This window comes from Streptomyces violaceorubidus (assembly GCF_000717995.1).
GTDB lineage: Bacteria > Actinomycetota > Actinomycetes > Streptomycetales > Streptomycetaceae > Streptomyces > Streptomyces violaceorubidus.
In genome coordinates, this window is record NZ_JODM01000032.1 from 1 (window position 1) to 19838 (window position 19838).

Consider the following 19838-nt stretch of genomic DNA (forward strand, 5'->3'; position numbering starts at 1 on the left):
CTGGTGGCCCTTGCGGCAGATCTTTACGGTGGCGGCACTGCCCCGGGTCACGGTGTGGTGGATCATCACCCCGTGCACCGGCCCCCAGGCGCCCTTGTGGTTGCGGTTGTGGTCCCGCCAGTCGCCGACCTCGACGACGGTGAGGCCCTCCGCCTTCAGTGCCTTGAGGAAACTGCTCGCGGACATGGGTGAGGCCACGGCCGGCTCCTTCACGCTGCGCGACGGCCGCCCGACGCGACTGCCTCGTACGGAGCTTGTACCGAAACGGAGCACCTCCTACTGCTTGCTCGGTCCGTGTGCGAATCGTTTCGGACAACATCATCTTGGCCAGGGGTGCCGCACAGGGCGGGGCGGAGAGGAGCGAGTCGCCGAGCCGCCGGACAAGCCCCCATATCTGCCCCGGACATCCGTGATCCATTCCCGCTCTTTCGTGTAATAGCACCGGCACGCTCCGTGAGGAAGGCTGGTCCACGCACATCGATGCCGGGCGTAGCCGTCCGGCATGACCGGGAGGGCAATTCCTTATGTCGGTAGGCGAAGAGGTCCGCACCGAGCAGACCAGGCCGCAGCAGAGCCTCGGCACGGCGGCCGCGCGGAACCTGGCCACCACCACCAAGTCCGTTCCCCAGATGCAGGAGATCAGCTCGCGCTGGCTGCTGCGCTCGCTCCCCTGGGTGGACATCCAGGGCGGCACGTACCGGGTCAACCGGCGTCTGACCTTCGCCGTCGGCGACGGTCGCGTGACGTTCGTGAAGACCGGTGACCGCGTGGAGGTCATCCCCGCGGAGCTGGGCGAGCTGCCGGCCCTGCGGTCCTACGAGGACGACGAGGTCCTGTCGGAGCTCGCACAGCGCTGTGAGCAGCGGGAGTTCGGCCCCGGCGAGGTCATCGCCTCGTTCGGCGGCCGGGCCGACGAGGTCTACCTGCTGGCGCACGGCAAGGTCGAGAAGATCGGCACCGGTCCCTACGGCGACGACGCGGTGCTCGGCGTCCTCGCCGACGGCGCCTACTTCGGCGACCAGGCTCTGCTCGACGGGGACGCCATCTGGGAGTTCACCGCCCGCACGGTCACCGCCTGCACGGTGCTGGTGCTGCCCCGCCAGGAGGTGGAGCAGGTCGCGGAGCGGGCGGACTCGCTGCGCGAGCACCTGGAGCAGCAGCGCTCGATCCCGGAGCAGCGCTCCAACAAGTACGGTGAGAAGGAGATCGACCTCGCGGCCGGTCACAGCGGCGAGCCGGACATCCCGCACACCTTCGTCGACTACGACGCCCGTCCCCGTGAGTACGAACTCAGCGTCGCCCAGACCGTGCTGCGCATCCACTCGCGCGTGGCCGACCTGTACAACCAGCCGATGAACCAGACCGAGCAGCAGATCCGGCTGACGGTCGAGGCGCTGAAGGAGCGCCAGGAGCACGAGCTCATCAACAACCGTGAGTTCGGCCTGCTGCACAACTGCGAGTACGACCAGCGCATCCAGCCGCACGACGGCGTGCCCGGCCCGGACGACCTCGACGAGCTGCTGAGCCGCCGGCGCGGCACCAAGCTGCTCCTCGCCCACCCCCGTGCCATCGCCGCCATCGGCCGCGAGCTCAACAGGCGCGGTCTCGTCCCGGAGACGATCGACGTCGCCGGGAACCGCATCCCGACCTGGCGCGGTGTGCCCATCTATCCCTGCAACAAGATTCCGGTGACCGAGGCCCGTACGTCGTCGATCATCGCGATGCGTACCGGCGAGCAGGACCAGGGCGTCATCGGGCTGCGGGCCACCGGCATCCCGGACGAGATCGAGCCGAGTCTGTCGGTGCGCTTCATGGGCATCAACGAACAGGCCATCATCAAGTACCTGGTCACGGCCTACTACTCGGCCGCGGTCCTGGTGCCGGACGCGCTCGGCGTCCTGGAGAACGTCGAGATCGGCCGCTGGCAGTGACGCCACTGTCCCGAACACCGTGTTCCCGCCCTCCCGGGCGGGTACACCCCCGGGGTACGGACGGGCCCAGGGGGAAGGTGAGTCCATGACGGAGATCCGGCGTGGCGCCGTCGCGACGCGCCGTCCCACCGGAACGCCGCCGGAAAGGCACGGGCCCATCGGCACACAGCGCGAGAAGGAGCCGGGGGAGTCGTCCGACGGGCACGAGGCAGCGGTACTCCTGAGCGAGTCGCGGGCGTCGGTCGACCCCGAACTGCGTTCCGCCCTCGCGTCGCTGCCCGAGTCGATGCGCCGGATCGCGCTCTACCACTTCGGCTGGCAGCACGCGGACGGCACACCGGCGGCGGACAACGCGGGCAAGGCGATCCGGCCCGCGCTCGTCCTCACCGCGGCGACCGCGCTGGGCGGGTCGGCGGCCCGCGCGGCGGCCGGCCGGGCCGCCGCGGCGGTGGAGCTGGTCCACAACTTCACCTTGCTGCACGACGACGTGATGGACCGGGACGCCACCCGGCGCCATCGGCCGACCGCGTGGGCCGTGTTCGGTGACGCCGACGCGATCCTCGCCGGGGACGCCCTTCAGGCGCTCGCCCTGCGGCTGCTCGCGGCCGACCCGCACCCGGCGTCCGCGGCGGCTGCGATCCGGCTCGCCGACTGCGTCATGGAGCTGTGCGAGGGCCAGCACGCGGACACGGCCATGGAGCGGCGCCCGCCGACTGAAGTCACGCTCGACGAGACCCTCGTCATGGCCGAGGCCAAGACGGGTGCCCTGCTGGGCTGCGCCTGCGCCCTCGGCGCGCTGTACGCGGGTGCCGCCACGGAGGAGGTCGAAGCGCTGGACGCCTTCGGCCGTCAGGCCGGACTGGCCTTCCAGCTCATCGACGACGTCATCGGCATATGGGGCGACCCGCGCCACACCGGCAAGCCGGCCGGTGCGGACCTGGCCGCCCGCAAGAAGTCACTGCCGGTGGTCGCCGCCCTCACCTCCGGCACCCCGGCCGCCGCGGAACTGGCCGAGCTGTACGCGGCTCCGTACGAGGACCAGGAGGACCTGGAGCGCACGGCCCTGGCCGTGGAGCGGGCCGGCGGCCGGGACTGGGCGCAGGCCCAGGCGGCCGACCGGATGGCGAGGGCCATGCAGGAGCTGGCCCGTGCCGTGCCCGAGCCGGAAGCGGCGGGCGGCCTGCTCGCGCTGGCCGAGTTCGTGACCCGGCGCAGCACCTGAGCGCCGCCACACAAGACCCCGGAGCCCGTGCAGGGCCGTACGGCACCTGACCGACGTACGGCCGCACCGCCGACGGCTCCGGTCCGGTGGGTCCCGCACTTCCCCACGGTGTGCGGGGCCCGCCTCTCTCTTTTCTCGCGGGGCCGCATGCCCGGCGGCTGGTCCCAACCGCCATACGCACATGCGGCGTTGAGCGGAAGGGGCCCCGGACAATCGCATATCCACTCCCATATGACTACGCATGCAGTACTCTGCCTGTAGTGGTCACAGTGAAGGGGAGACCGGTTTGCGCAAACTCACGTACTTCGTCGCCTGCTCGATCGACGGCTTCATCGGCGGCCCGGACGGCGACGCGTCGTTCATGGTCCCGTTCGTGGACGAGGAGTTCTTCGAGTTCCTGAAGTCGGAGTACCCGGATACGCTGCCGACCCACGGCCGTCGGCCACTGGGCATCGACGACCTGCCGAACAAGCGGTTCGACACGATCGTCCAGGGAAGGGCCAGCTACGACCTGGCCCTCAAGGAGGGCGTCACCAGCCCGTACGCGCATCTGCGCGAGTACGTCGCCTCGCGCACGCTCACCGAGTCGCCCGATCCGAACGTCGAGATCATCTCGGCGGACCTGGTCGGCAGGATCAGGGAGTTGAAGGCGGAGGACGGCGACCTCGGCATCTACCTGTGCGGCGGATCGGTCGTCGCCGGCGAGCTGTTCGACGAGGTCGACGAACTGGTCGTCAAGACCTACCCGGTGGTGCTCGGCACCGGCATGCCGATGTTCGCCTCCGGCTTCGAGGTCACCGAGTTCGTGCCGGACTCGGTGCGGACCTTCGGCAACGGCGTCGTGGTGCGGACATACCACCGCAAGCGCTGAGCCGCCGTCCGGCGCGTGGGTCCCGGCCTGGACGCCCGGTCTGAGGAAGCAGGGCGGCGGCCCGCGCCGCCGAAGCCGGCCGGAGGGGGGACCATGGACAACCCCTGACCCCGAGAACGCCGCAGGACAGCCCGAAGGGGCCCGGCCAGGAATGGCGGCCGGGCCCCTTCGGGCTGTCCTGCGGCCTGCGATGGTGCACCGATCGCCGGCCCGGGAGGCTGACGTCCGTCAGGCCTTCTTGGTCTCCCAGAAAATCTTGTCGATCTGGGCGATGTAGTCCAGGGCCTTCTGGCCGGTCGCCGGGTCCTTCGAGCCCTTGGCGGCCGACAGGGCCTTGAGGGTGTCGTTGACCAGCTGGTGCAGCTCCGGGTACTTCTCGAAGTGCGGGGGCTTGAAGTAGTCGCTCCACAGCACGGAGACGTGGTGCTTCGCGAGCTCGGCGCGCTGCTCCTTGATGACCGTCGCGCGCGTCTGGAAGTGCGGGTCGTCGTTGCCGGCCATCTTCTCCTGGACGGCCTTCACCGACTCCGCCTCGATGCGGGCCTGGGCCGGGTCGTACACGCCGCAGGGCAGGTCGCAGTGGGCGCTGACCGTGACCTTGGGGGCAAACAGGCGGGAAAGCATGAAGCGTTCCTTCCTCGTGATCGTCTTCTCAGGGGGGACATTACTCCCTGGGAGACCCGATTTCGCGAGTGCCCCCGTGGGCTTAGGACAAAAGTCCGGGGTGAGACTGAGACTGGTGGAGGAAAGACCGGGGAGGTGCCGGGTGATGCCGGAGCAACTGTCGCAGGAGACCGAGCGTGCCAGAGGGGCGTTGCCCTTCGGGCCGGCCGAGGTGACCGGGCCGTCGATGGTGCCCACGCTGCACCACGGTGACGTGCTGCTCGTGCATTGGGGAGCGCGGGTCCGGCCGGGTGACGTGGTCGTCCTGCGGCACCCCTTCCAGCAGGACCTGCTCGTCGTCAAGCGGGCGGCCGAACGGCGCGGGACCGGCTGGTGGGTGCTCGGGGACAACGCGTTCGCGGGCGGGGACAGCACCGACTACGGGGTGGTCCCGCCGGACCTGGTGCTGGGCAGGGTGCGGTTCCGGTACCGGCCGCCGCGGCCCGGTCAGCGCTCGCCGCTCGCCGTGGTCCGCTGGGCGCTGTCGGCACTCAGGCCGGTGCCGGCCGACCGGTCCGCCTCCAGGCGCTTGCGGGCGCGGTAGGCCGCCACGTTGGCGCGGGTGGCGCAGCGGTCGGAGCAGTAGCGCCGGGAGCGGTTGGTGGAGGTGTCCAGGTAGGCGTTGCGGCAGGGAGCCGCCTCGCACAGGCCCAGCCGGTCCACGCCGTACTCGGTGAGGTGGAAGGCCAGGCCCATCGCCGCGATGGCCGCGAAACCGGCGGTCGCGTTGGAGGGGTGGTCCGCCAGGTGCATGTGCCACAGCGGGCTGCCGTCGTCGTCGCGTTGGTCGTGCCCGGAGATCTGCGGGCTCACCGGGAACTCCAGGAGCAGTGAGTTCAGCAGGTCCACGGCGAGGGTCTCGTCGCCGCCGTCGGCCGCCTCGAAGACCGCGCGCAGCCGCGCCCGGACCGAGCGGAACCGGGTCACGTCGGCGTCGGAGGCGCGCCGGGCCGCCGACTGGTTGGCACCGAAGAGCTCCCGGACGGCCTCCACCGAGGTCAGGGAGTCCTGCCCCCGCGTCGGTTCCTCGGTGTTGACGAGACGCACGGCGTAATCCGAGTAATAGGCCAGTTCCACTTGTAGTCCTTACGAAGGGGCTCTAGGGTCGTGCCTGCGGTCAGGTAACAGCTGATCGTGCTCCCAGGGTATTACGTGACGCAGCATGGAGGGGCTCGATGACGAACGCGGACACCACCACCACGACCACGACCACCACGACCGCCGGGGCGGGTGCCGACTGGCAGGCCTGGCAGCAGAGCTGGGACCGGCAGCAGGAGTGGTACATGCCGGACCGCGAGGAACGGTTCCGGATCATGCTCGACATGGTCGAGGCGCTCGTCGGTCCCGCCCCACGCGTGCTCGACCTGGCCTGCGGCACCGGCACCATCACGGCCCGGCTGCTCGACCGGTTCCCGGAGGCCACCAGCACCGGCGTGGACCTCGACCCGGCGCTCCTCGCCATCGCCGAGGGCACCTTCGCGGGCGACGAGCGGGTCTCCTTCGTCACCGCCGATCTCAAGGACCCCGACTGGCCGTCGAAGCTGCCGTACGACGCCTACGACGCCTACGACGCCGTGCTGACCGCGACGGCCCTCCACTGGTTGCACGCCGAACCCCTCGCGGATCTCTACGGCCGGGTCGCGGGGCTGGTCCGCGACGGTGGTGTGTTCATGAACGCGGACCACATGATCGACGACACGACGCCCCGGATCAACGCGGCCGAGCGCGCCCAGCGGCACGCGCGGATGGACGCCGCCAAGGGCGAGGGCGCGCTGGACTGGTCCGAGTGGTGGCAGCTCGCCGCCAAGGACCCGGTGCTCGCCGGGCCCACCGCCCGCCGCTTCGAGATCTACGGCGAGCACGCGGACGGCGAGATGCCCTCGGCGGCCTGGCACGCGCGCGTGCTGCGCGAGAAGGGCTTCGGCGAGGCGCGGCCGGTGTGGTGCTCGCCGTCGGACACCCTGCTGCTGGCGCTCAAGTAGGAGCACGCGCCGAGGGGCGGTACGGAGATCCGTACCGCCCCTCGGCGCGTCATCGTGCGGTCGGTCAGAGGACCTTGGACAGGAACGCCTTCGTCCGCTCGTGCTGCGGATCGGTCAGGACGTCGCGCGGGTTGCCCGACTCGACCACCACGCCGTTGTCCATGAAGACCAGGCTGTCGCCGACCTCGCGGGCGAAGCCCATCTCGTGGGTGACGACGACCATCGTCATGCCGGACTCCGCGAGGTCGCGCATCACGTCGAGGACGTCGCCGACCAGCTCGGGGTCGAGCGCCGAGGTCGGCTCGTCGAACAGCATCAGCTTCGGGTCCATCGCCAGGGCCCGCGCGATGGCGACGCGCTGCTGCTGGCCGCCGGAGAGCTGCGAGGGGTAGTTGCCGGCCTTGTCGCCCAGGCCCACGCGCTCCAGCAGGGCCCGTGCGCGGTCCCGGGCCTGGGACCTGCTCATGCCCTTGACCTGGACCGGCGCCTCCATGACGTTCTCCACCGCGGTCATGTGCGGGAACAGGTTGAAGCGCTGGAAGACCATGCCGATGTCCCGGCGCTTGAGGGCGACCTCGCTGTCCTTCAGCTCGTAGAGCTTGTCGCCCTTCTGGCGGTAGCCGACCAGCTCCCCGTCGACGTAAAGACGTCCGGCGTTGATCTTCTCGAGGTGGTTGATACACCTGAGGAAGGTGGACTTGCCGGAGCCGGAGGGGCCGATGAGGCAGAACACCTCGCCCTGCCTCACCTCCAGGTCGATGCCCTTGAGGACCTCGACGGCACCGAAGGACTTGTGGACGCCTTCGGCCTTGACCATGGCGGTCATGCCGCACCTCCCGTCGTGCTGGAGCGGTTCGACAGGGAGAACAGGTTCGCCCTGATCTTCTGCAGCGGGGTCGGCGGCAGACTGCGGCTGGAGCCGCGGGCGTAGTAGCGCTCCAGGTAGTACTGACCGATGCTGAAGACCGAGGTCAGCAGCAGGTACCAGGCCGCCGCGAGGAACAGCATCTCGGCCGGGGCGCCCGAGGTCTGGCCGATGTCCTGGGCGACCCGGAACAACTCGGCGTACTGGACGACCGACACCAGGGAGGTCGTCTTCAGCATGTTGATGACCTCGTTGCCCGTCGGCGGCACGATCACGCGCATCGCCTGCGGGACCACGATCCGGCGCAGCGTCTTGGCATGGCTCATGCCGAGCGCGTGCGCCGCCTCCGTCTGGCCCTCGTCGACCGCGAGGAGCCCGGCGCGGCAGATCTCCGCCATGTACGCCGCCTCGTTGAGGCCGAGTCCGAGCAGCGCCGTCAGGAACGGCGTCATGAAGTCCGACCACTCGTCGCGGTAGAACGGGCCGAGGTTGATGTACTCGAAGACCAGGCCGAGGTTGAACCACACGACCAGCTGCACCAGGACCGGCGTGCCCCGGAAGAACCAGATGTAGAACCACGCGATGGACGAGGTCACCGGGTTCTTCGACAGCCGCATCACGGCGAGCAGGATGCCGCCGACGACACCGATCAGCATCGCGAGGACGGTGATCAGCAGCGTCTTGCCCATGCCGGTCAGGACGCGGTCGTCGAAGAAGTAGTCCGGGATCGCACCCCAGTTGATCTTGCCCTGGGAGAACGCGTAGACGACCGCGACCAGCAGCGCGATCGCGACGACCGCCGAGACGTACCGCCCGTAGTGCCTCACCGGGATGGCCTTGATGGCCTCCGGCGGGGTCGGCGGGGTGCCGGACGGGCCGCCCGCCGTCTTGTCGATGTCAACAGTCACGGATGTTGCCTTTCAGCGCCCGCCGCGGGGTCACTTGCCGCCGTTGACGGTGGACTGGGTGACGGCGCCTTCGGCGACGCCCCACTTGTCCATGATCTTCTTGTACTCGCCGTTCGCGATCACCGCGTCCAGCGCCGCCTTCAGGGCGTCGCGCAGCTGCGTGTTGTCCTTGGCGACCGCGATGCCGTACGGCGCGGCCTCGACCTGCTCGCCGACGAGCTCGAAGTCCTTGCCGCCGCCCGAGGTCTTCACCGCGTACGCCGCCACCGGGAAGTCGGAGGAGCCGGCGTCCGCGCCGCCCGCGCGCAGGCGGGTCTGGGCCTGCTGGTCGTTGTCGAAGGCCTCCATGGAGATCTTCTTGCCGGCCGGGCACTTCTTGTTCTCGGTCTTGGCGAGGTCCTCGGAGACCGTGCCGCGCTGGAGCACGAGCTTCTTGCCGCACAGGTCTGACCAGGTCTTGATGCCCTGGTCGTCGCCCTTCTTGGTGTAGATCGAGACACCGGCGGTGAAGTAGTCCACGAAGTCGACGCCCTGGCCGACCTTCTTGCCGGTGTCGGAGTCGATGCCCTCCTGGCGGTCCTTGGTGTCGGTCATCGCGGACATCGCGATGTCGTAGCGCTTGGAGCGCAGACCGGTGATCAGGGTGTCGAAGGTGCCGTTCTCGAACTCGAACTTCACCCCGAGCTGCTTGCCCAGGGCGTCCGCGAGGTCCGGGTCGATACCGACGGTCTTGCCGGAGTCGTCCTTGAACTCGACCGGGGCGTACGCGATGTCGGAGCCGACCTTGATGGTGCCCTTGTCGCGGATCGACTGCGGCAGCTTGTCGGCGAGCGGAGCGCCGCTCGCGGACTGGTTGTCGCTGCCGGAGTCGCTGTTCTCGGTCTGGTCGCCGCATCCGGTGAGCAGCAGGGCGCCTGCGACCGCGATCGCACCGACCGCTGCTAGCCGGGAGTGCGCGGCGGTCGTACGACGGGTGGAGCGTGCGGTCATGGTGGTTCCTCCGGCGGATGAGGGAGTTGCCGATGGGACGGGACGCCGGCCGGGGGACCGGCCGGTGCCGCGGGTCGACGAGAGCACACACCTTCGAGTGCCGCGACCTCGTGTGATTACGGCATCTTGCCATTCGGACTCGGCCGTTCAGGGGGGCCGTCATGTCAAAATCGGATAACGGGTCGGCCCCCGAACCGGACCAGGTCGGTACATCCCGACCGAACCTTTACGGGAATCTGCCCCTCCGGCCGGAAGATCTGCGGAATTTCTCGTTATCCGGGCATGGATCACGGGTGGACGGGGTCGTCGAAGGTGTCGTTCGCAGCCCTGTCAAGAGGCGCCGGGAGGTTGTCCGGAACCATGGCTATGAGCCATGTCACCGACATGCGGCGTTCGGGGTCCGGCATGTGAGCTTGCGCTTATCGGACTCGTCGCGGGGGGTGCCCGTCGGGTAAGAAGGTTCTTTACACCCCTCATCAGGGGCTCAGGGCGCGTGTGCGGCGCGCCCGTCGCGCAGGGGCCCGCGTGGCCCAGACAGCCATCTCCCTGTGCGGTGCCCGCCCACTCCTCACCAGGAGTGGACAAACCCTCAAACCATGAACTCTTAAGGGGTAAGACAAAGTGGCAGCGGAGATCGTCAATCCTCGCAGCGACAGCGAAGCCGGTGCGGAGCAGGGGGAGGGCGCCGAGCCGCTCGACTCCTTCGACCCCGCGTTCGCGCTGCACCGCGGCGGCAAGATGGCCGTGCAGGCCACCGTGCCGATCCGCGACAAGGACGACCTGTCCCTGGCGTACACGCCCGGCGTCGCGAAAGTGTGCAGCGCGATCGCCGAGCAGCCCGACCTCGTCCACGACTACACCTGGAAGTCGTCGGTCGTCGCGGTCGTGACGGACGGTACGGCGGTGCTGGGACTCGGTGACATCGGGCCCGAGGCGTCGCTCCCGGTGATGGAGGGCAAGGCCATCCTCTTCAAGCAGTTCGGCGGGGTGGACGCGGTCCCGATCGCCCTGAACTGCACGGACGCCGACGAGATCGTCGAGACCGTGGTCCGGCTCGCGCCCTCGTTCGGCGGCGTCAATCTGGAGGACATCTCGGCGCCGCGGTGCTTCGAGATCGAGCGCAAGCTCCAGGAGCGCCTGGACATCCCGGTCTTCCACGACGACCAGCACGGCACGGCCGTCGTGACGCTGGCCGCCCTGCGCAACGCGGCGCGGCTGAGCGGGCGGACGCTGGGTGAGCTGCGGGCGGTGATCTCGGGCGCGGGCGCGGCCGGTGTCGCCATCGCCAAGATGCTGGTGGAGGCCGGCATCGGGGACGTCGCGGTCGCCGACCGCAAGGGTGTCGTCTCGGCCGACCGGGACGACCTGACCCCGGTCAAGCAGGAGCTGGCCTCCTTCACCAACAAGGCCGGGCTGTCCGGCCCGCTGGAGGCGGCCCTCGCGGGTGCCGACGTCTTCATCGGCGTCTCCGGCGGTACGGTGTCGGAGCCGGCGGTGGCCTCGATGGCCGAGGGCGCGTTCGTCTTCGCGATGGCCAACCCGAACCCCGAGGTGCATCCGGAGGTCGCCCACCAGTACGCGGCGGTCGTCGCGACGGGGCGCTCGGACTTCCCGAACCAGATCAACAACGTGCTGGCGTTCCCGGGCATCTTCGCGGGCGCGCTTCAGGTGCGGGCGTCGCGGATCACCGAGGGCATGAAGCTCGCGGCGGCCGAGGCGCTGGCCTCCGTGGTGGGGGACGACCTCGCCGCGGACTACGTCATTCCGTCGCCGTTCGACGAGCGGGTCGCGCCGGCCGTCACGGCGGCGGTGGCGGCGGCGGCCCGGGCGGAGGGGGTCGCGCGCCGGTGACGGTGTGAGCCCTGTGGGTGGCGTGTGGTGAGCGGCCTCGTCCTTGGTGGACGGGGCCGTTCGCCTTTGGGTGCGGGTGCGGGTGCGGGTGCGGGTGGGGTGGCTGGTGCTGGGCGGGGTGGGGCGCAAGAGGGGGTGTGTCACACGGTGCCGTGGTTCCCGTGGGGCGGTGGGGAACCTATCGTCAAGGTCATGTTCGCTGTCTACGCCGCCCGAATCGACCGCGACCAGCCCTTGGCCGGCCTGGAGTCGGGAGAGCTTCCGGCTCCCGAGGTCCGGCCCGGCTGGAGTGTCGTCGATGTCCGGGCCGCCTCCCTCAACCACCACGACCTGTGGTCCCTGCGCGGCGTCGGCCTCCCCGAGGACCGGCTGCCGATGATCCTCGGCTGCGACGCCGCCGGGATCGACGCCGACGGCAACGAGGTCGTCCTGCATTCCGTGATCGGCCAGACCGGCCACGGGGTCGGCCCCAAGGAGCCCCGCTCCATCCTCACCGAGCGCTACCCGGGGACGTTCGCCGAGCAGGTCGCCGTGCCGACCTGGAACGTCCTGCCCAAGCCCAAGGAGCTCTCCTTCGAGGAGGCCGCCTGTCTGCCGACCGCCTGGCTGACGGCGTACCGGATGCTGTTCACCAACGCCGGGGTACGTCCCGGTGACTCGGTGCTGGTGCAGGGCGCCGGCGGCGGGGTCGCCACGGCCGCGATCGTGCTCGGCAGGGCGGCGGGGCTGCGCGTCTTCGCGACCAGCCGGGACGAGGCCAAGCGCAAGCGGGCCCTGGAGCTCGGTGCGGTGGAGGCCGTCGAGACCGGTGCGCGGCTGCCGCAGCGGGTGGACGCCGTGATCGAGACCGTGGGCGCCGCCACCTGGTCGCACTCGATCAAGTCGCTCCGGCCGGGCGGCACGCTGGTCATCTCCGGTGCCACCAGTGGCGACCGGCCCTCCCACGCCGAGCTGACCCGGATCTTCTTCCTGGAGCTCAAGGTCGTCGGCTCCACGATGGGTTCCAAGGACGAGCTGGAGGACCTGCTCTCCTTCTGCGCCGCCACCGGTGTGCGGCCCGTCATCGACGAGGTGCTCCCCATGGACCGGGCCCGTGAGGGGTTCGAGCGGATGGCCTCCGGCGGGCAGTTCGGCAAGATCGTGCTCAGCAACTCCTGACGCGTACCCCTGCATACGGCGGGTCCGGCTCCCCGGGCCCGCCGTTTCGCGTTCACCGGCCGGCCACCACATGTCAACCAGGGTTGACACCCCGGGGATGTCAACTTACGTTGACGGTATGAGTGAAGCAACGGATCTCGCCACGCGTGCGGGTGACCGCGATCCCCGGGTCGGGCTGCGGGCCGTCGCCGCCCTGCGGAAGCTGGGGGAGCAACTGGAAGCCGTACAGGTGCGCAGTGCCCGGCAGCAGGGGTGGTCGTGGCAGGAGATCGCCACGGAACTCGGAGTCAGCAGGCAGGCCGTGCACAAGAAGTACGGGAGGCATTGATGTTCGAGCGATTCACCAAGGACGCCCGCGCGGTCGTGCAGGGGGCGGTCGGACACGCAGAGGAGGCACGGGCGGGGACCGTCGAGCCCGAGCACCTGCTGCTCGCCCTGCTGGACCGGGAGGGCAGCCGCGCCTCCTTCGCGCTCGCGGCGCTCGGCGTCGGCGAGCACCGGGACGCGGTACGACGGGCCCTGCGGGACGCACGGCGCCGTGCAGGCCTGTCGCAGTCCGAGACGCAGGCCCTCGCCGGACTGGGGATCGACGTCGCGGAGATCGTCGCCAAGGTGGAGGAGGCCCATGGCGTGGGGGCGATGTCCGCCGACGACCGGACGGGCGGGCGCCGGTGGTCCGGGCACCGGAGCTTCGGCCGGGGCGCCAAGGAGGTCCTGGAGAGGGCGCTGCGGGTCGCCGTCGCCCGCCGTGACCGGCACATCGGGGACGAGCATCTCCTGCTCGCCCTGACCCTGCGCCCCGGTGTGCCCGCAGAGGTGCTCGCCGACCACGGAGTGACCCACGCGTCGCTGACCAGGGTGCTGGGCGGCGGCGCCGGAAAGGCCTGTGCCTGACACCGGTGCCTCACCGGCGCCGCGGCGCCCCCCACGGAGCGGCGGGGCGCCGTCTCAGGGCCCCACCGGTCTCAGCCCTTCGGCGTGCGCAGGATCGCCCCGATGTGGGCCGCTGCGTCCGACAGCCGACGCCGGGTGTCGCGCAACTGGTCGGCCGTCACACCGTGGTCCCGGGCCGCGTCGCGAATGTCGTCGCGGAAGCGGTCGAGCAGCCGGTCCAGGTCGCGGGCCGGGTCGCCGGTCGACTCCGAGGCGTCCTCGTGGGCCCAGCTCGGCGCGTACCCGGCGGGGAAGTCCTCGGGCGTGACGGAGTACTCGGGCTTGCGGGTGGTGCTCCCGGAGTCGGTGCGGCCGAATCCCCAGTCCCTGCCGAACTCCTTCCCGAAGTCCTTGCCGAAGTCACCGACCTCCTTGGCCAGTTCGCTCAGCCCCTCGCGCAGTCCCGTCGGCCAGTCGCCCCGCGAGAAGTGGTCCTGCACCTGCTCCTGCACCCGCTGGGCGATGCGCTGGACCTCCTCCTGCGCCTGGGCCCGGGCCCGCTCCTGGGCCTCCTTGGCCTGGCGCCGGGCCCGCTGGGCCTCGTCGCGGGCGCGGCGGCTCTCGTCCTTGGCGCGGCGGGCCTGCTCCTTCCACTCCTGCTTGACCCGCCGCATCTCCTCCTTGGCGGCCTGCCAGGCCTCCTTCTCGTCCGTGTCCCCGGCACCGCCGGGGACACCGGGCCCCTCGTCGTGCGCCCCGGAGGTGCCCCTGCGGGCGGCGGTGGCCGCGGCCCTCATCTCCCGCCGCAGATCACCGGCCGCGCCCCGCACGTCGGCCCGGATCTCGGCGGCCAGCTCGGCGACCGACTCGCGGATCTCCAGCTCCAGGTCGGCCAGCTCACCGCTGCGGTCGGCCAGCTCGGCGCGCCCGGCGTCCGTGATGGCGTACACCTTGCGGCCGCCCTCGGTGGTGTGGGTGACCAGGCCCTCCGCCTCCAGCTTGGCCAGGCGCGGATACACCGTGCCCGCGGACGGGGCGTACAGGCCCTGGAAGCGTTCTTCGAGGAGCCGGATCACCTCGTAACCGTGGCGCGGGGCCTCGTCCAGGAGCTTGAGGAGGTAGAGGCGGAGGCGGCCGTGGGCGAAGACTGGGGGCATGTCAGAGCACCTTCTTGTCGGTGGTGCCGTCGGAAGGGGCGCCGGTGGTGCCCTGGTCCCGGACGGCAGCGGAATTGTCCCCCGAGTCGCCCTGCGTCCGGCCCGCCGGGGCGGAGTCCTCCGGCTTTTGCTCGGACGGTGAGTCCTGCGCCGTCGGGCGGCGGAGCAGGGCGATCGAGCCGGTGACCGTGGTGGCCTTCAACCGGCCGTTGCCCGCGCCGAGCCGGCCGGTGATGCGCTTGGCCCCCCACTGGCCGCCCACCCGGAGGTCCTCGAAGGCGCTGCTGACCATGCCGCTGGCCGTGTTCGCCTCGACCTGGGCGTCGGCCGGCTGGGGCAGCCGGATGGCGATCTCCCCCGAGACGCTGTTCAGCTTGATGTCGGTGGGGCCCCCGGCCGGGTCCAGGTCGACGATCATCGATCCGGTGACCGAGTCGGCCCGCACGGAGGAGCCCGCCTCCACCACCGTCAGGTCGCCGGAGACGGAGGTGAAGCTCAGGTCGCCGGTGAGGGCCTGCGCCTCCACGTTCCCCGAGACGGTCTCCGTGCGGACGGGGCCCGCGAGGCCCACCAGGGTGGTGTCCCCGGAGACGCCCTTGACCTCGGCGGGTCCGTCGAGGCCCGAGACCACGGCGGCGGCGCTGACCGCGCCCACCTCCACCCGGGTGCCGGTCGGCACCGCGAGGGAGACCACCGCGCTGCGGCGCCAGCCCTTGCGGTCCAGCCACTTGAGGAGGCCCTTCCAGGGCAGGTCCTCGTAGGCCACCGTGAGCACGCCGTCCCGGTGGGTCACGACGAGAGGTGGTCCCTCGATCTCGGAGACCTCCAGACGGGCGGAACCTTCGTCCGTGCCCACCACGTTCACCGTGCCGCTGACGATGCGTACGTGGAGACGGCTCACGGACTCGTCGAAGGTGAGCTTCCTGGGCTCTGCGACGGACCACTCGGACATGGTGCAGACCTCCTCGACCGAACGCGCCATATCGCGTCCCTCCCCATTCACGATATATCGCGGCCGCGGAAAGTCAAGACACCCGTTCTGCTGATCAACGATCGGCCGGGCGGACCGACCTGCCCCGACCTGCCCCGACTTGGCACTGCGCCGGCGCCCTGTTGCTGTGCCGCGCCGAGCCGGACCCGCGGGCCCGCGCCCTGTCCGGCGCCCGGTGGACCGCCGAGCCGGCGCGAGGGCGCGACGCCGCCCGCCCCGCCGTCCGGCGCGTACGGCCCTGCCGTCCGTCCACCGCACGTTGCTCCTGCGCCGCCCCGGGCACCCGCGCGGCGCCGTTTGCATAGGCTTGGGGGCGGATTCGGAACACGGACGCACGCAGGAGAACACCACATGTACTTCACCGACCGCGGCATCGAGGAACTGGAGAAGCGGCGCGGAGAGGAAGAGGTCACCTTCGAGTGGCTCGCCGAACAGCTGCGTACGTTCGTCGACCTCAACCCGGACTTCGAGGTGCCCGTCGAACGCCTCGCCACCTGGCTCGCCCGGCTGGACGACGAGGACGAGGACGAGGAGTAAGGGCCACTCGGCACGGCCAGGGGTTTAGCCTGCTCCCCCCGACGGGGTAAGAGACCCTCCACAGCGGCGGGGGAGCCGGAAGCGAACGGACGGGGGCGCCGTGGCCGGTGGGATCGAACAGATACGGCTCGACGACGGGACGGTCGTCTGGGCCAGGGTGAACGCGTCCGACGACGCGGCGACCGGGGACGGCTTCGAGGACACCGGAGTGCGGGACCGCGTCATCGACATGGCCGGGGGCCTGGCCGACACGGTCGGCGGTGTCGTGCGCTCCCTGCGCGCCGGACTGGACACCCAGGAGTCCGTCGAGGTCTCCGTCGGCTTCGGCATCGAGCTGTCGGCGCAGGCCGGCACCGTCGTGGGCGCCATCGCGGGAGGCGGCGGCAACGCCTCGCTGACCGTGTCGTTGACCTGGACCGAACCCGCCCGTCGGGACGGCGCACCGCGACCCGGACCGGAAGGCGGTGCCGTTCCTCCGCCCGGACCTCCGGCGTCCGGGGCCGTATGAGCGCCCTCGAAGACCTGGTGCGCCCCTCGCTGGCGCGCATCGTCGCACCGGGTGACGGGTATGCACCGGAGCGTGGCGAGTACTGGGGATCGGGATTCTTCATAGCGCCCGGCTGGCTGTTGACCTGTGCCCATGTGGTGGGGAAGGGGGGAGCGGAGGTGTGGCGGAGTCGGAGCCCCGTGGGGGTCACCTGGCAGGGCGGCACCACCACGGGCGAGGTGGTCCTCGCCAAGCCGAGGCCCGAGCCGGCGCACGCGGGTCGCGGCCGCTGGGAGTTCCCCGACATCGCGCTCGTCCGGGTGCACGGCGCGGACGACGCCCGGTGCGTCTGGCTGAGCGATCGCGCCCCGACCATCCCCGCCCCGGTCTCCCTGCACGGCTGGTCGCGGCAGACCGGCGCCCTCGGCCTGCGGCACGGCGTCGGTGAGGCGAGTGGCCGGGACGGCAAGGCCCTGCTGCTCACCGGCGCGCTGCCGGTCGAGGGCCTGTCCGGCGGACCCGTGGTCGACCTGCGCCACGGCTCCGTCATCGCGATGAACAAGGGCGTCAGGCAGACCGAGGGGGCCGCCGTCCCGGTGACCGCGCTGCGCGAGCTGCACGACCTCCGCGGGGGCGACATCCTGCACACCGTCATGCGCGAGCACGACCTGTACCACCTCGCCCGCTTCAACCGGCCCGGAGCGGACACGGACTGGACGCGGGTCCAGGCCGGGCTGCGCGATCCGGGCGCCCCCGGCCTCACCCCCGCCCAGCGCCTCCATCTCTACGGCCACCTAGCCCAGTTGCCGCCGCCCAGCGGTCCGGGCGAGATCGCGGACCTCGTGCAGGAGGCCAAGTCCCGCGTGGTGCAGTCGGACTTCCGCTCGCCCTTCCCCGAGGACCTGCGCACCTGGCGGGAGGGCGCGGCCCTGCTGCACGGGCTGCGCGACCTCGGCGACAAGGGCGGCAGGCCCGAGCTGGACCTGGACGCCGTACTGCTGTACGCCGCCAAGGTGGCCCGGCACACCGTGCTGGAGCGCCCCGGCGACACCGACCCCGAAACGCTGCGGCACTTCACCCGGTGGATCGGGGAGCAGGCGGTCCTGTACGCCCAGCCGGTGATCCGCGAGGACATCGTCCGGCTGCTCGGCGAGGTGAGCGAGCCGTTCCCCGCCCGGCCCGCCGCTCCCGTCCTCACGCGCGAGAGGTCGCCCCGCACCGGGGCCGACGTCCTCGTCGACATCGGGGAGCCGGTCTACGGGGAGCGCTACCCGCTGAGCGTGCGCCTCCTGTACGACGGCCGGGACGTCACCCCCCTCTACAGCAACGACCTCGGCGTACGGCGCCACGAACTCCAGGAGCACCTGAGGGAGCCGCTCGCCGAGGCCCTGCGGCTGGGCGACCGCGGTGAACACCTGGCGGTGATCGAGGCGTTCCTGCCCCGCGCCCTGCTCGACGAGCCGATAGACGAGTGGCGGCTCGTCCCCGAGGGCGGCGCGGCCGGTGACGGGGGCGAGTACGAGGAGGACGACTTCTTCGACGAGCAGTCCATGCCGCTCGGACTGCGCCGTACCGTTCTCGTCCGCGACCGCCGCCGCAACGCCAAGGCGCCCATCCCCGAATGGCGCCGGCGCTGGACGGCCACCGCGCGCGGGCCCCTTGCCGGAATCCCGCTGCGCGGCGAGTCGACGGACACCGGGCACCAGTCGGGAGGGCGCCGGGAGAGCAGACTCGGCACCTTCCGCCGGCTGTCGGGCAGCGGCGACGGCTGCGTCCCGGTCTTCTGCGGACCTGTGGGAAGCGGCGCCGGGCGGGAGGCCATGGACGTCGCCCTCGCCGCCGGTCACCCCCTGGTGCTGTGGCGCAGGGACGGCCACGACCACGACGGGTGCCGGGCGTTCCACCGCAGCGCCGCCCGTCTGCTGTCCCTCGCGGGCCGGGCCGAGGGCCTGCACGCGCACGTGCGCGACCTGCGCATCGGCGCCTTGGACCCCGAGATCGCCCTGAGCGAGGGGCTCATGGGCAGGATCGCCGTCCTCTACGACCCGCCGGACCGTCCGCCGTACGCGTCGGAGATCATGCGACCGCCTCCGCCGGCCGGGCCGTAGATCGCCTGATGTTCCCTCAGGATCCGTGGAACTGCCGGTGTCCGGGTAACAGGAAAGCAGGAGCGGCCGGGAGTCTCGGCAGGCCCGGCGGCCGGACGGTAACGTCGTACTCGAACGGCCCGGACCGCTGCAAGATCACCAGAGCTGGAAGGAGCCCATGGTGAACGACTGGCGGATCTACCGCGGAGTGGGTCAGCCGCACGACGGCGTACGGCGGTTACCGGAGCCGCCCCCCTGGCGGGACTTCACGCGGGCGCAGGACGGCGCACCGGCCGGGTCGCAGGACCCCAGCGGCGCCCGCCGGCTCGGCGTCCGCCGCCGCCGTGCGGAGAACTACGCGCCCCGCCCCGCCGAGGTCGACGCCGTCAACGCGGCGCTGTACCTGCGCCGCCCGCTCCTCGTCACCGGCAACCCCGGCACCGGGAAGTCCACCCTCGCCTACGCCGTCGCCCACGAGCTGAAGCTGGGCCGGGTGCTGCGCTGGCCGATCGTCAGCCGGACCACGCTCCAGGACGGTCTGTACCGCTACGACGCGATCGGACGGCTCCAGGACGTCCAGTTGGAGCGCGCACGCGGCGCCGCGGGCGACGGGAGCGGCGGGAGCGACCGGGGCGACCCCGGCGACGCGGACGGCGGGGACCGCGGGGACGACGCAGCGGACCGCGCCCCGGGGATCGGGGCGTACATCCGGCTCGGGCCGCTCGGCACCGCGCTGCTGCCTTCCGAACTGCCCCGGGTCCTGCTCATCGACGAACTCGACAAGAGCGACCTCGACCTGCCCAACGACCTCCTGAACGTCCTGGAGGAGGGCGAGTTCGCCATCCCCGAGCTGGAACGCGTCGCCGACCGCCGGCCCGTGGTCGAGGTGCTGTCGCACGACAGCGGCCGGGTGGCGGTCCACGGCGGGCGGATCGCCTGCACCAACTTCCCGCTGATCGTCCTGACCTCCAACGGCGAGCGGGACTTCCCCGCGCCGCTGCTGAGGCGCTGCGTCCAACTGGAGCTGGAGCCGCCGGGGGAGGAGCAGCTCACCGCCATGGTCGAGGCGCACCTCGGCGAGGAGGGGGTCGCCGCGGGACAGGACCTGATCGGCAGGTTCCTCGACCGGGAACCGGGCGAGGTGATGGCCGCGGACCAACTCCTCAACGCCCTCTTCCTGACCCAGCACACCCCCCACGCGGAACGGCTCACCCGCGAGCGCATCGCGGACCTGCTCATGCAGCGGCTCGACCGGTCGAGGTGAG

At 71.3% G+C, this 19838-nt stretch carries 20 protein-coding genes and 1 pseudogene; 13 read left to right on the forward strand and 8 right to left on the reverse strand.

Annotation, left to right across the window (positions count from 1 at the left end; translation table 11 throughout):
• Positions 1–186: pseudogene (locus IE94_RS0128810) on the reverse strand (N-acetylmuramoyl-L-alanine amidase); the annotation flags it as partial.
• A gap of 338 nt (positions 187–524) precedes the next feature.
• On the opposite strand from IE94_RS0128810, the gene IE94_RS0128815 reads away from it, so the two are divergent.
• The 3 genes from IE94_RS0128815 to IE94_RS0128825 all read left to right on the forward strand — a co-directional run bounded on the left by IE94_RS0128815 (position 525) and on the right by IE94_RS0128825 (position 4024).
• Positions 525–1931: a family 2B encapsulin nanocompartment shell protein gene (locus IE94_RS0128815; RefSeq protein ID WP_030189982.1), complete on the forward strand. Its 1407-nt coding sequence runs from the start codon at positions 525–527 to the stop codon at positions 1929–1931.
• Between the two features lie 85 nt (positions 1932–2016).
• Positions 2017–3153, forward strand: coding sequence for a family 2 encapsulin nanocompartment cargo protein polyprenyl transferase (locus IE94_RS0128820; RefSeq protein ID WP_030189983.1), 1137 nt, complete (start codon positions 2017–2019; stop codon positions 3151–3153).
• Positions 3154–3439: 286 nt separating this feature from the next.
• Positions 3440–4024 carry a dihydrofolate reductase family protein gene (locus tag IE94_RS0128825; RefSeq protein WP_030189985.1) on the forward strand — a complete coding sequence of 195 codons (585 nt, stop codon included), beginning with the start codon at positions 3440–3442 and terminating at the stop codon, positions 4022–4024.
• A 228-nt stretch (positions 4025–4252) separates the two neighbouring features.
• On the opposite strand, the gene sodN is transcribed toward IE94_RS0128825, so the two are convergent.
• Positions 4253–4648: a superoxide dismutase, Ni gene (gene sodN, locus IE94_RS0128830; RefSeq protein ID WP_003973716.1), complete on the reverse strand. Its 396-nt coding sequence runs from the start codon at positions 4646–4648 to the stop codon at positions 4253–4255.
• A 145-nt stretch (positions 4649–4793) separates the two neighbouring features.
• Here sodN and sodX point away from each other — a divergent pair, with 145 nt between their 5' ends.
• Complete coding sequence (gene sodX / locus IE94_RS0128835; RefSeq protein ID WP_030189989.1) at positions 4794–5231, forward strand: nickel-type superoxide dismutase maturation protease; 438 nt, start codon at positions 4794–4796, stop codon at positions 5229–5231.
• Here the strand turns inward: sodX and IE94_RS0128840 are convergent.
• Entirely contained in the window at positions 5135–5764 is a 630-nt protein-coding gene (locus IE94_RS0128840) for a CGNR zinc finger domain-containing protein (RefSeq protein WP_030189992.1), read from the reverse strand. The genes sodX and IE94_RS0128840 overlap by 97 nt on opposite strands.
• Positions 5765–5862: 98 nt before the next feature.
• On the opposite strand from IE94_RS0128840, the gene IE94_RS0128845 reads away from it, so the two are divergent.
• Positions 5863–6669 (forward strand): class I SAM-dependent methyltransferase, encoded by an 807-nt coding sequence (locus IE94_RS0128845; protein WP_030189994.1) that lies wholly within the window; start codon positions 5863–5865, stop codon positions 6667–6669.
• A 64-nt stretch (positions 6670–6733) separates the two neighbouring features.
• Here IE94_RS0128845 and IE94_RS0128850 read toward each other — a convergent pair whose 3' ends face one another.
• Genes IE94_RS0128850 through IE94_RS0128860 form a run of 3 tightly spaced genes read right to left on the reverse strand, consistent with a single transcriptional unit; the run spans position 6734 to position 9432 of the window.
• Positions 6734–7495 carry an amino acid ABC transporter ATP-binding protein gene (locus IE94_RS0128850; RefSeq protein ID WP_030189995.1) on the reverse strand — a complete coding sequence of 254 codons (762 nt, stop codon included), beginning with the start codon at positions 7493–7495 and terminating at the stop codon, positions 6734–6736.
• Entirely contained in the window at positions 7492–8442 is a 951-nt protein-coding gene (locus IE94_RS0128855) for an amino acid ABC transporter permease (protein ID WP_030189997.1), read from the reverse strand. Before IE94_RS0128855 ends, IE94_RS0128850 begins: the two co-directional genes overlap by 4 nt.
• 30 nt (positions 8443–8472) lie before the next feature.
• Positions 8473–9432: an ABC transporter substrate-binding protein gene (locus IE94_RS0128860; protein ID WP_030190005.1), complete on the reverse strand. Its 960-nt coding sequence runs from the start codon at positions 9430–9432 to the stop codon at positions 8473–8475.
• A gap of 621 nt (positions 9433–10053) precedes the next feature.
• Between IE94_RS0128860 and IE94_RS0128865 the strand changes: the two genes are divergently transcribed.
• From IE94_RS0128865 to IE94_RS0128880, 4 genes are all read left to right on the forward strand, one after another.
• On the forward strand, positions 10054–11283 hold the full coding sequence (locus tag IE94_RS0128865; RefSeq protein WP_030190007.1) for an NAD(P)-dependent malic enzyme: 1230 nt from the start codon (positions 10054–10056) through the stop codon (positions 11281–11283).
• Between the two features lie 192 nt (positions 11284–11475).
• The gene (locus IE94_RS0128870; RefSeq protein ID WP_030190009.1) at positions 11476–12441 is read left to right on the forward strand and encodes a zinc-binding dehydrogenase; all 966 of its coding nucleotides are present in this window, start codon (positions 11476–11478) and stop codon (positions 12439–12441) included.
• Between the two features lie 118 nt (positions 12442–12559).
• Complete coding sequence (locus IE94_RS0128875; protein WP_030190011.1) at positions 12560–12769, forward strand: helix-turn-helix domain-containing protein; 210 nt, start codon at positions 12560–12562, stop codon at positions 12767–12769.
• On the forward strand, positions 12769–13335 hold the full coding sequence (locus IE94_RS0128880; protein ID WP_030190013.1) for a Clp protease N-terminal domain-containing protein: 567 nt from the start codon (positions 12769–12771) through the stop codon (positions 13333–13335). The genes IE94_RS0128875 and IE94_RS0128880 overlap by 1 nt, the downstream gene beginning before the upstream one ends.
• Before the next feature lie 71 nt (positions 13336–13406).
• Here IE94_RS0128880 and IE94_RS0128885 read toward each other — a convergent pair whose 3' ends face one another.
• A complete protein-coding gene (locus tag IE94_RS0128885) occupies positions 13407–14471 on the reverse strand; it encodes a helix-turn-helix transcriptional regulator (RefSeq protein ID WP_030190015.1) in 1065 nt (354 codons plus the stop codon).
• A gap of 1 nt (position 14472) precedes the next feature.
• Complete coding sequence (locus tag IE94_RS0128890) at positions 14473–15423, reverse strand: DUF4097 family beta strand repeat-containing protein (RefSeq protein WP_157849405.1); 951 nt, start codon at positions 15421–15423, stop codon at positions 14473–14475.
• Positions 15424–15813: 390 nt separating this feature from the next.
• Here IE94_RS0128890 and IE94_RS0128895 point away from each other — a divergent pair, with 390 nt between their 5' ends.
• From IE94_RS0128895 to IE94_RS0128910, 4 genes are all read left to right on the forward strand, one after another.
• The gene (locus tag IE94_RS0128895; RefSeq protein ID WP_030190019.1) at positions 15814–15999 is read left to right on the forward strand and encodes a DUF6104 family protein; all 186 of its coding nucleotides are present in this window, start codon (positions 15814–15816) and stop codon (positions 15997–15999) included.
• A 100-nt stretch (positions 16000–16099) separates the two neighbouring features.
• Positions 16100–16507 (forward strand): CU044_2847 family protein, encoded by a 408-nt coding sequence (locus IE94_RS0128900; RefSeq protein WP_245235331.1) that lies wholly within the window; start codon positions 16100–16102, stop codon positions 16505–16507.
• On the forward strand, positions 16504–18594 hold the full coding sequence (locus IE94_RS0128905; RefSeq protein ID WP_078606608.1) for a VMAP-C domain-containing protein: 2091 nt from the start codon (positions 16504–16506) through the stop codon (positions 18592–18594). Before IE94_RS0128900 ends, IE94_RS0128905 begins: the two co-directional genes overlap by 4 nt.
• 160 nt (positions 18595–18754) lie before the next feature.
• Positions 18755–19837 carry an AAA family ATPase gene (locus IE94_RS0128910; protein WP_030190025.1) on the forward strand — a complete coding sequence of 361 codons (1083 nt, stop codon included), beginning with the start codon at positions 18755–18757 and terminating at the stop codon, positions 19835–19837.
• Position 19838: the final 1 nt, after the last annotated feature.

Excerpts from the sequence above, each read along its gene's own strand:
- IE94_RS0128815 (WP_030189982.1), top strand. The coding sequence starts at position 525 with ATGTCGGTAGGCGAAGAGGTCCGCACCGAGCAGACCAGGCCGCAGCAG.
- IE94_RS0128820 (WP_030189983.1), top strand. The coding sequence starts at position 2,017 with ATGACGGAGATCCGGCGTGGCGCCGTCGCGACGCGCCGTCCCACCGGA.
- sodN (WP_003973716.1), bottom strand. The coding sequence starts at position 4,648 with ATGCTTTCCCGCCTGTTTGCCCCCAAGGTCACGGTCAGCGCCCACTGC.
- sodX (WP_030189989.1), top strand. The coding sequence starts at position 4,794 with ATGCCGGAGCAACTGTCGCAGGAGACCGAGCGTGCCAGAGGGGCGTTG.
- IE94_RS0128845 (WP_030189994.1), top strand. The coding sequence starts at position 5,863 with ATGACGAACGCGGACACCACCACCACGACCACGACCACCACGACCGCC.
- IE94_RS0128850 (WP_030189995.1), bottom strand. The coding sequence starts at position 7,495 with ATGACCGCCATGGTCAAGGCCGAAGGCGTCCACAAGTCCTTCGGTGCC.
- IE94_RS0128860 (WP_030190005.1), bottom strand. The coding sequence starts at position 9,432 with ATGACCGCACGCTCCACCCGTCGTACGACCGCCGCGCACTCCCGGCTA.
- IE94_RS0128870 (WP_030190009.1), top strand. The coding sequence starts at position 11,476 with ATGTTCGCTGTCTACGCCGCCCGAATCGACCGCGACCAGCCCTTGGCC.
- IE94_RS0128875 (WP_030190011.1), top strand. The coding sequence starts at position 12,560 with ATGAGTGAAGCAACGGATCTCGCCACGCGTGCGGGTGACCGCGATCCC.
- IE94_RS0128880 (WP_030190013.1), top strand. The coding sequence starts at position 12,769 with ATGTTCGAGCGATTCACCAAGGACGCCCGCGCGGTCGTGCAGGGGGCG.
- IE94_RS0128885 (WP_030190015.1), bottom strand. The coding sequence starts at position 14,471 with ATGCCCCCAGTCTTCGCCCACGGCCGCCTCCGCCTCTACCTCCTCAAG.
- IE94_RS0128890 (WP_157849405.1), bottom strand. The coding sequence starts at position 15,423 with ATGTCCGAGTGGTCCGTCGCAGAGCCCAGGAAGCTCACCTTCGACGAG.
- IE94_RS0128895 (WP_030190019.1), top strand. The coding sequence starts at position 15,814 with ATGTACTTCACCGACCGCGGCATCGAGGAACTGGAGAAGCGGCGCGGA.
- IE94_RS0128905 (WP_078606608.1), top strand. The coding sequence starts at position 16,504 with ATGAGCGCCCTCGAAGACCTGGTGCGCCCCTCGCTGGCGCGCATCGTC.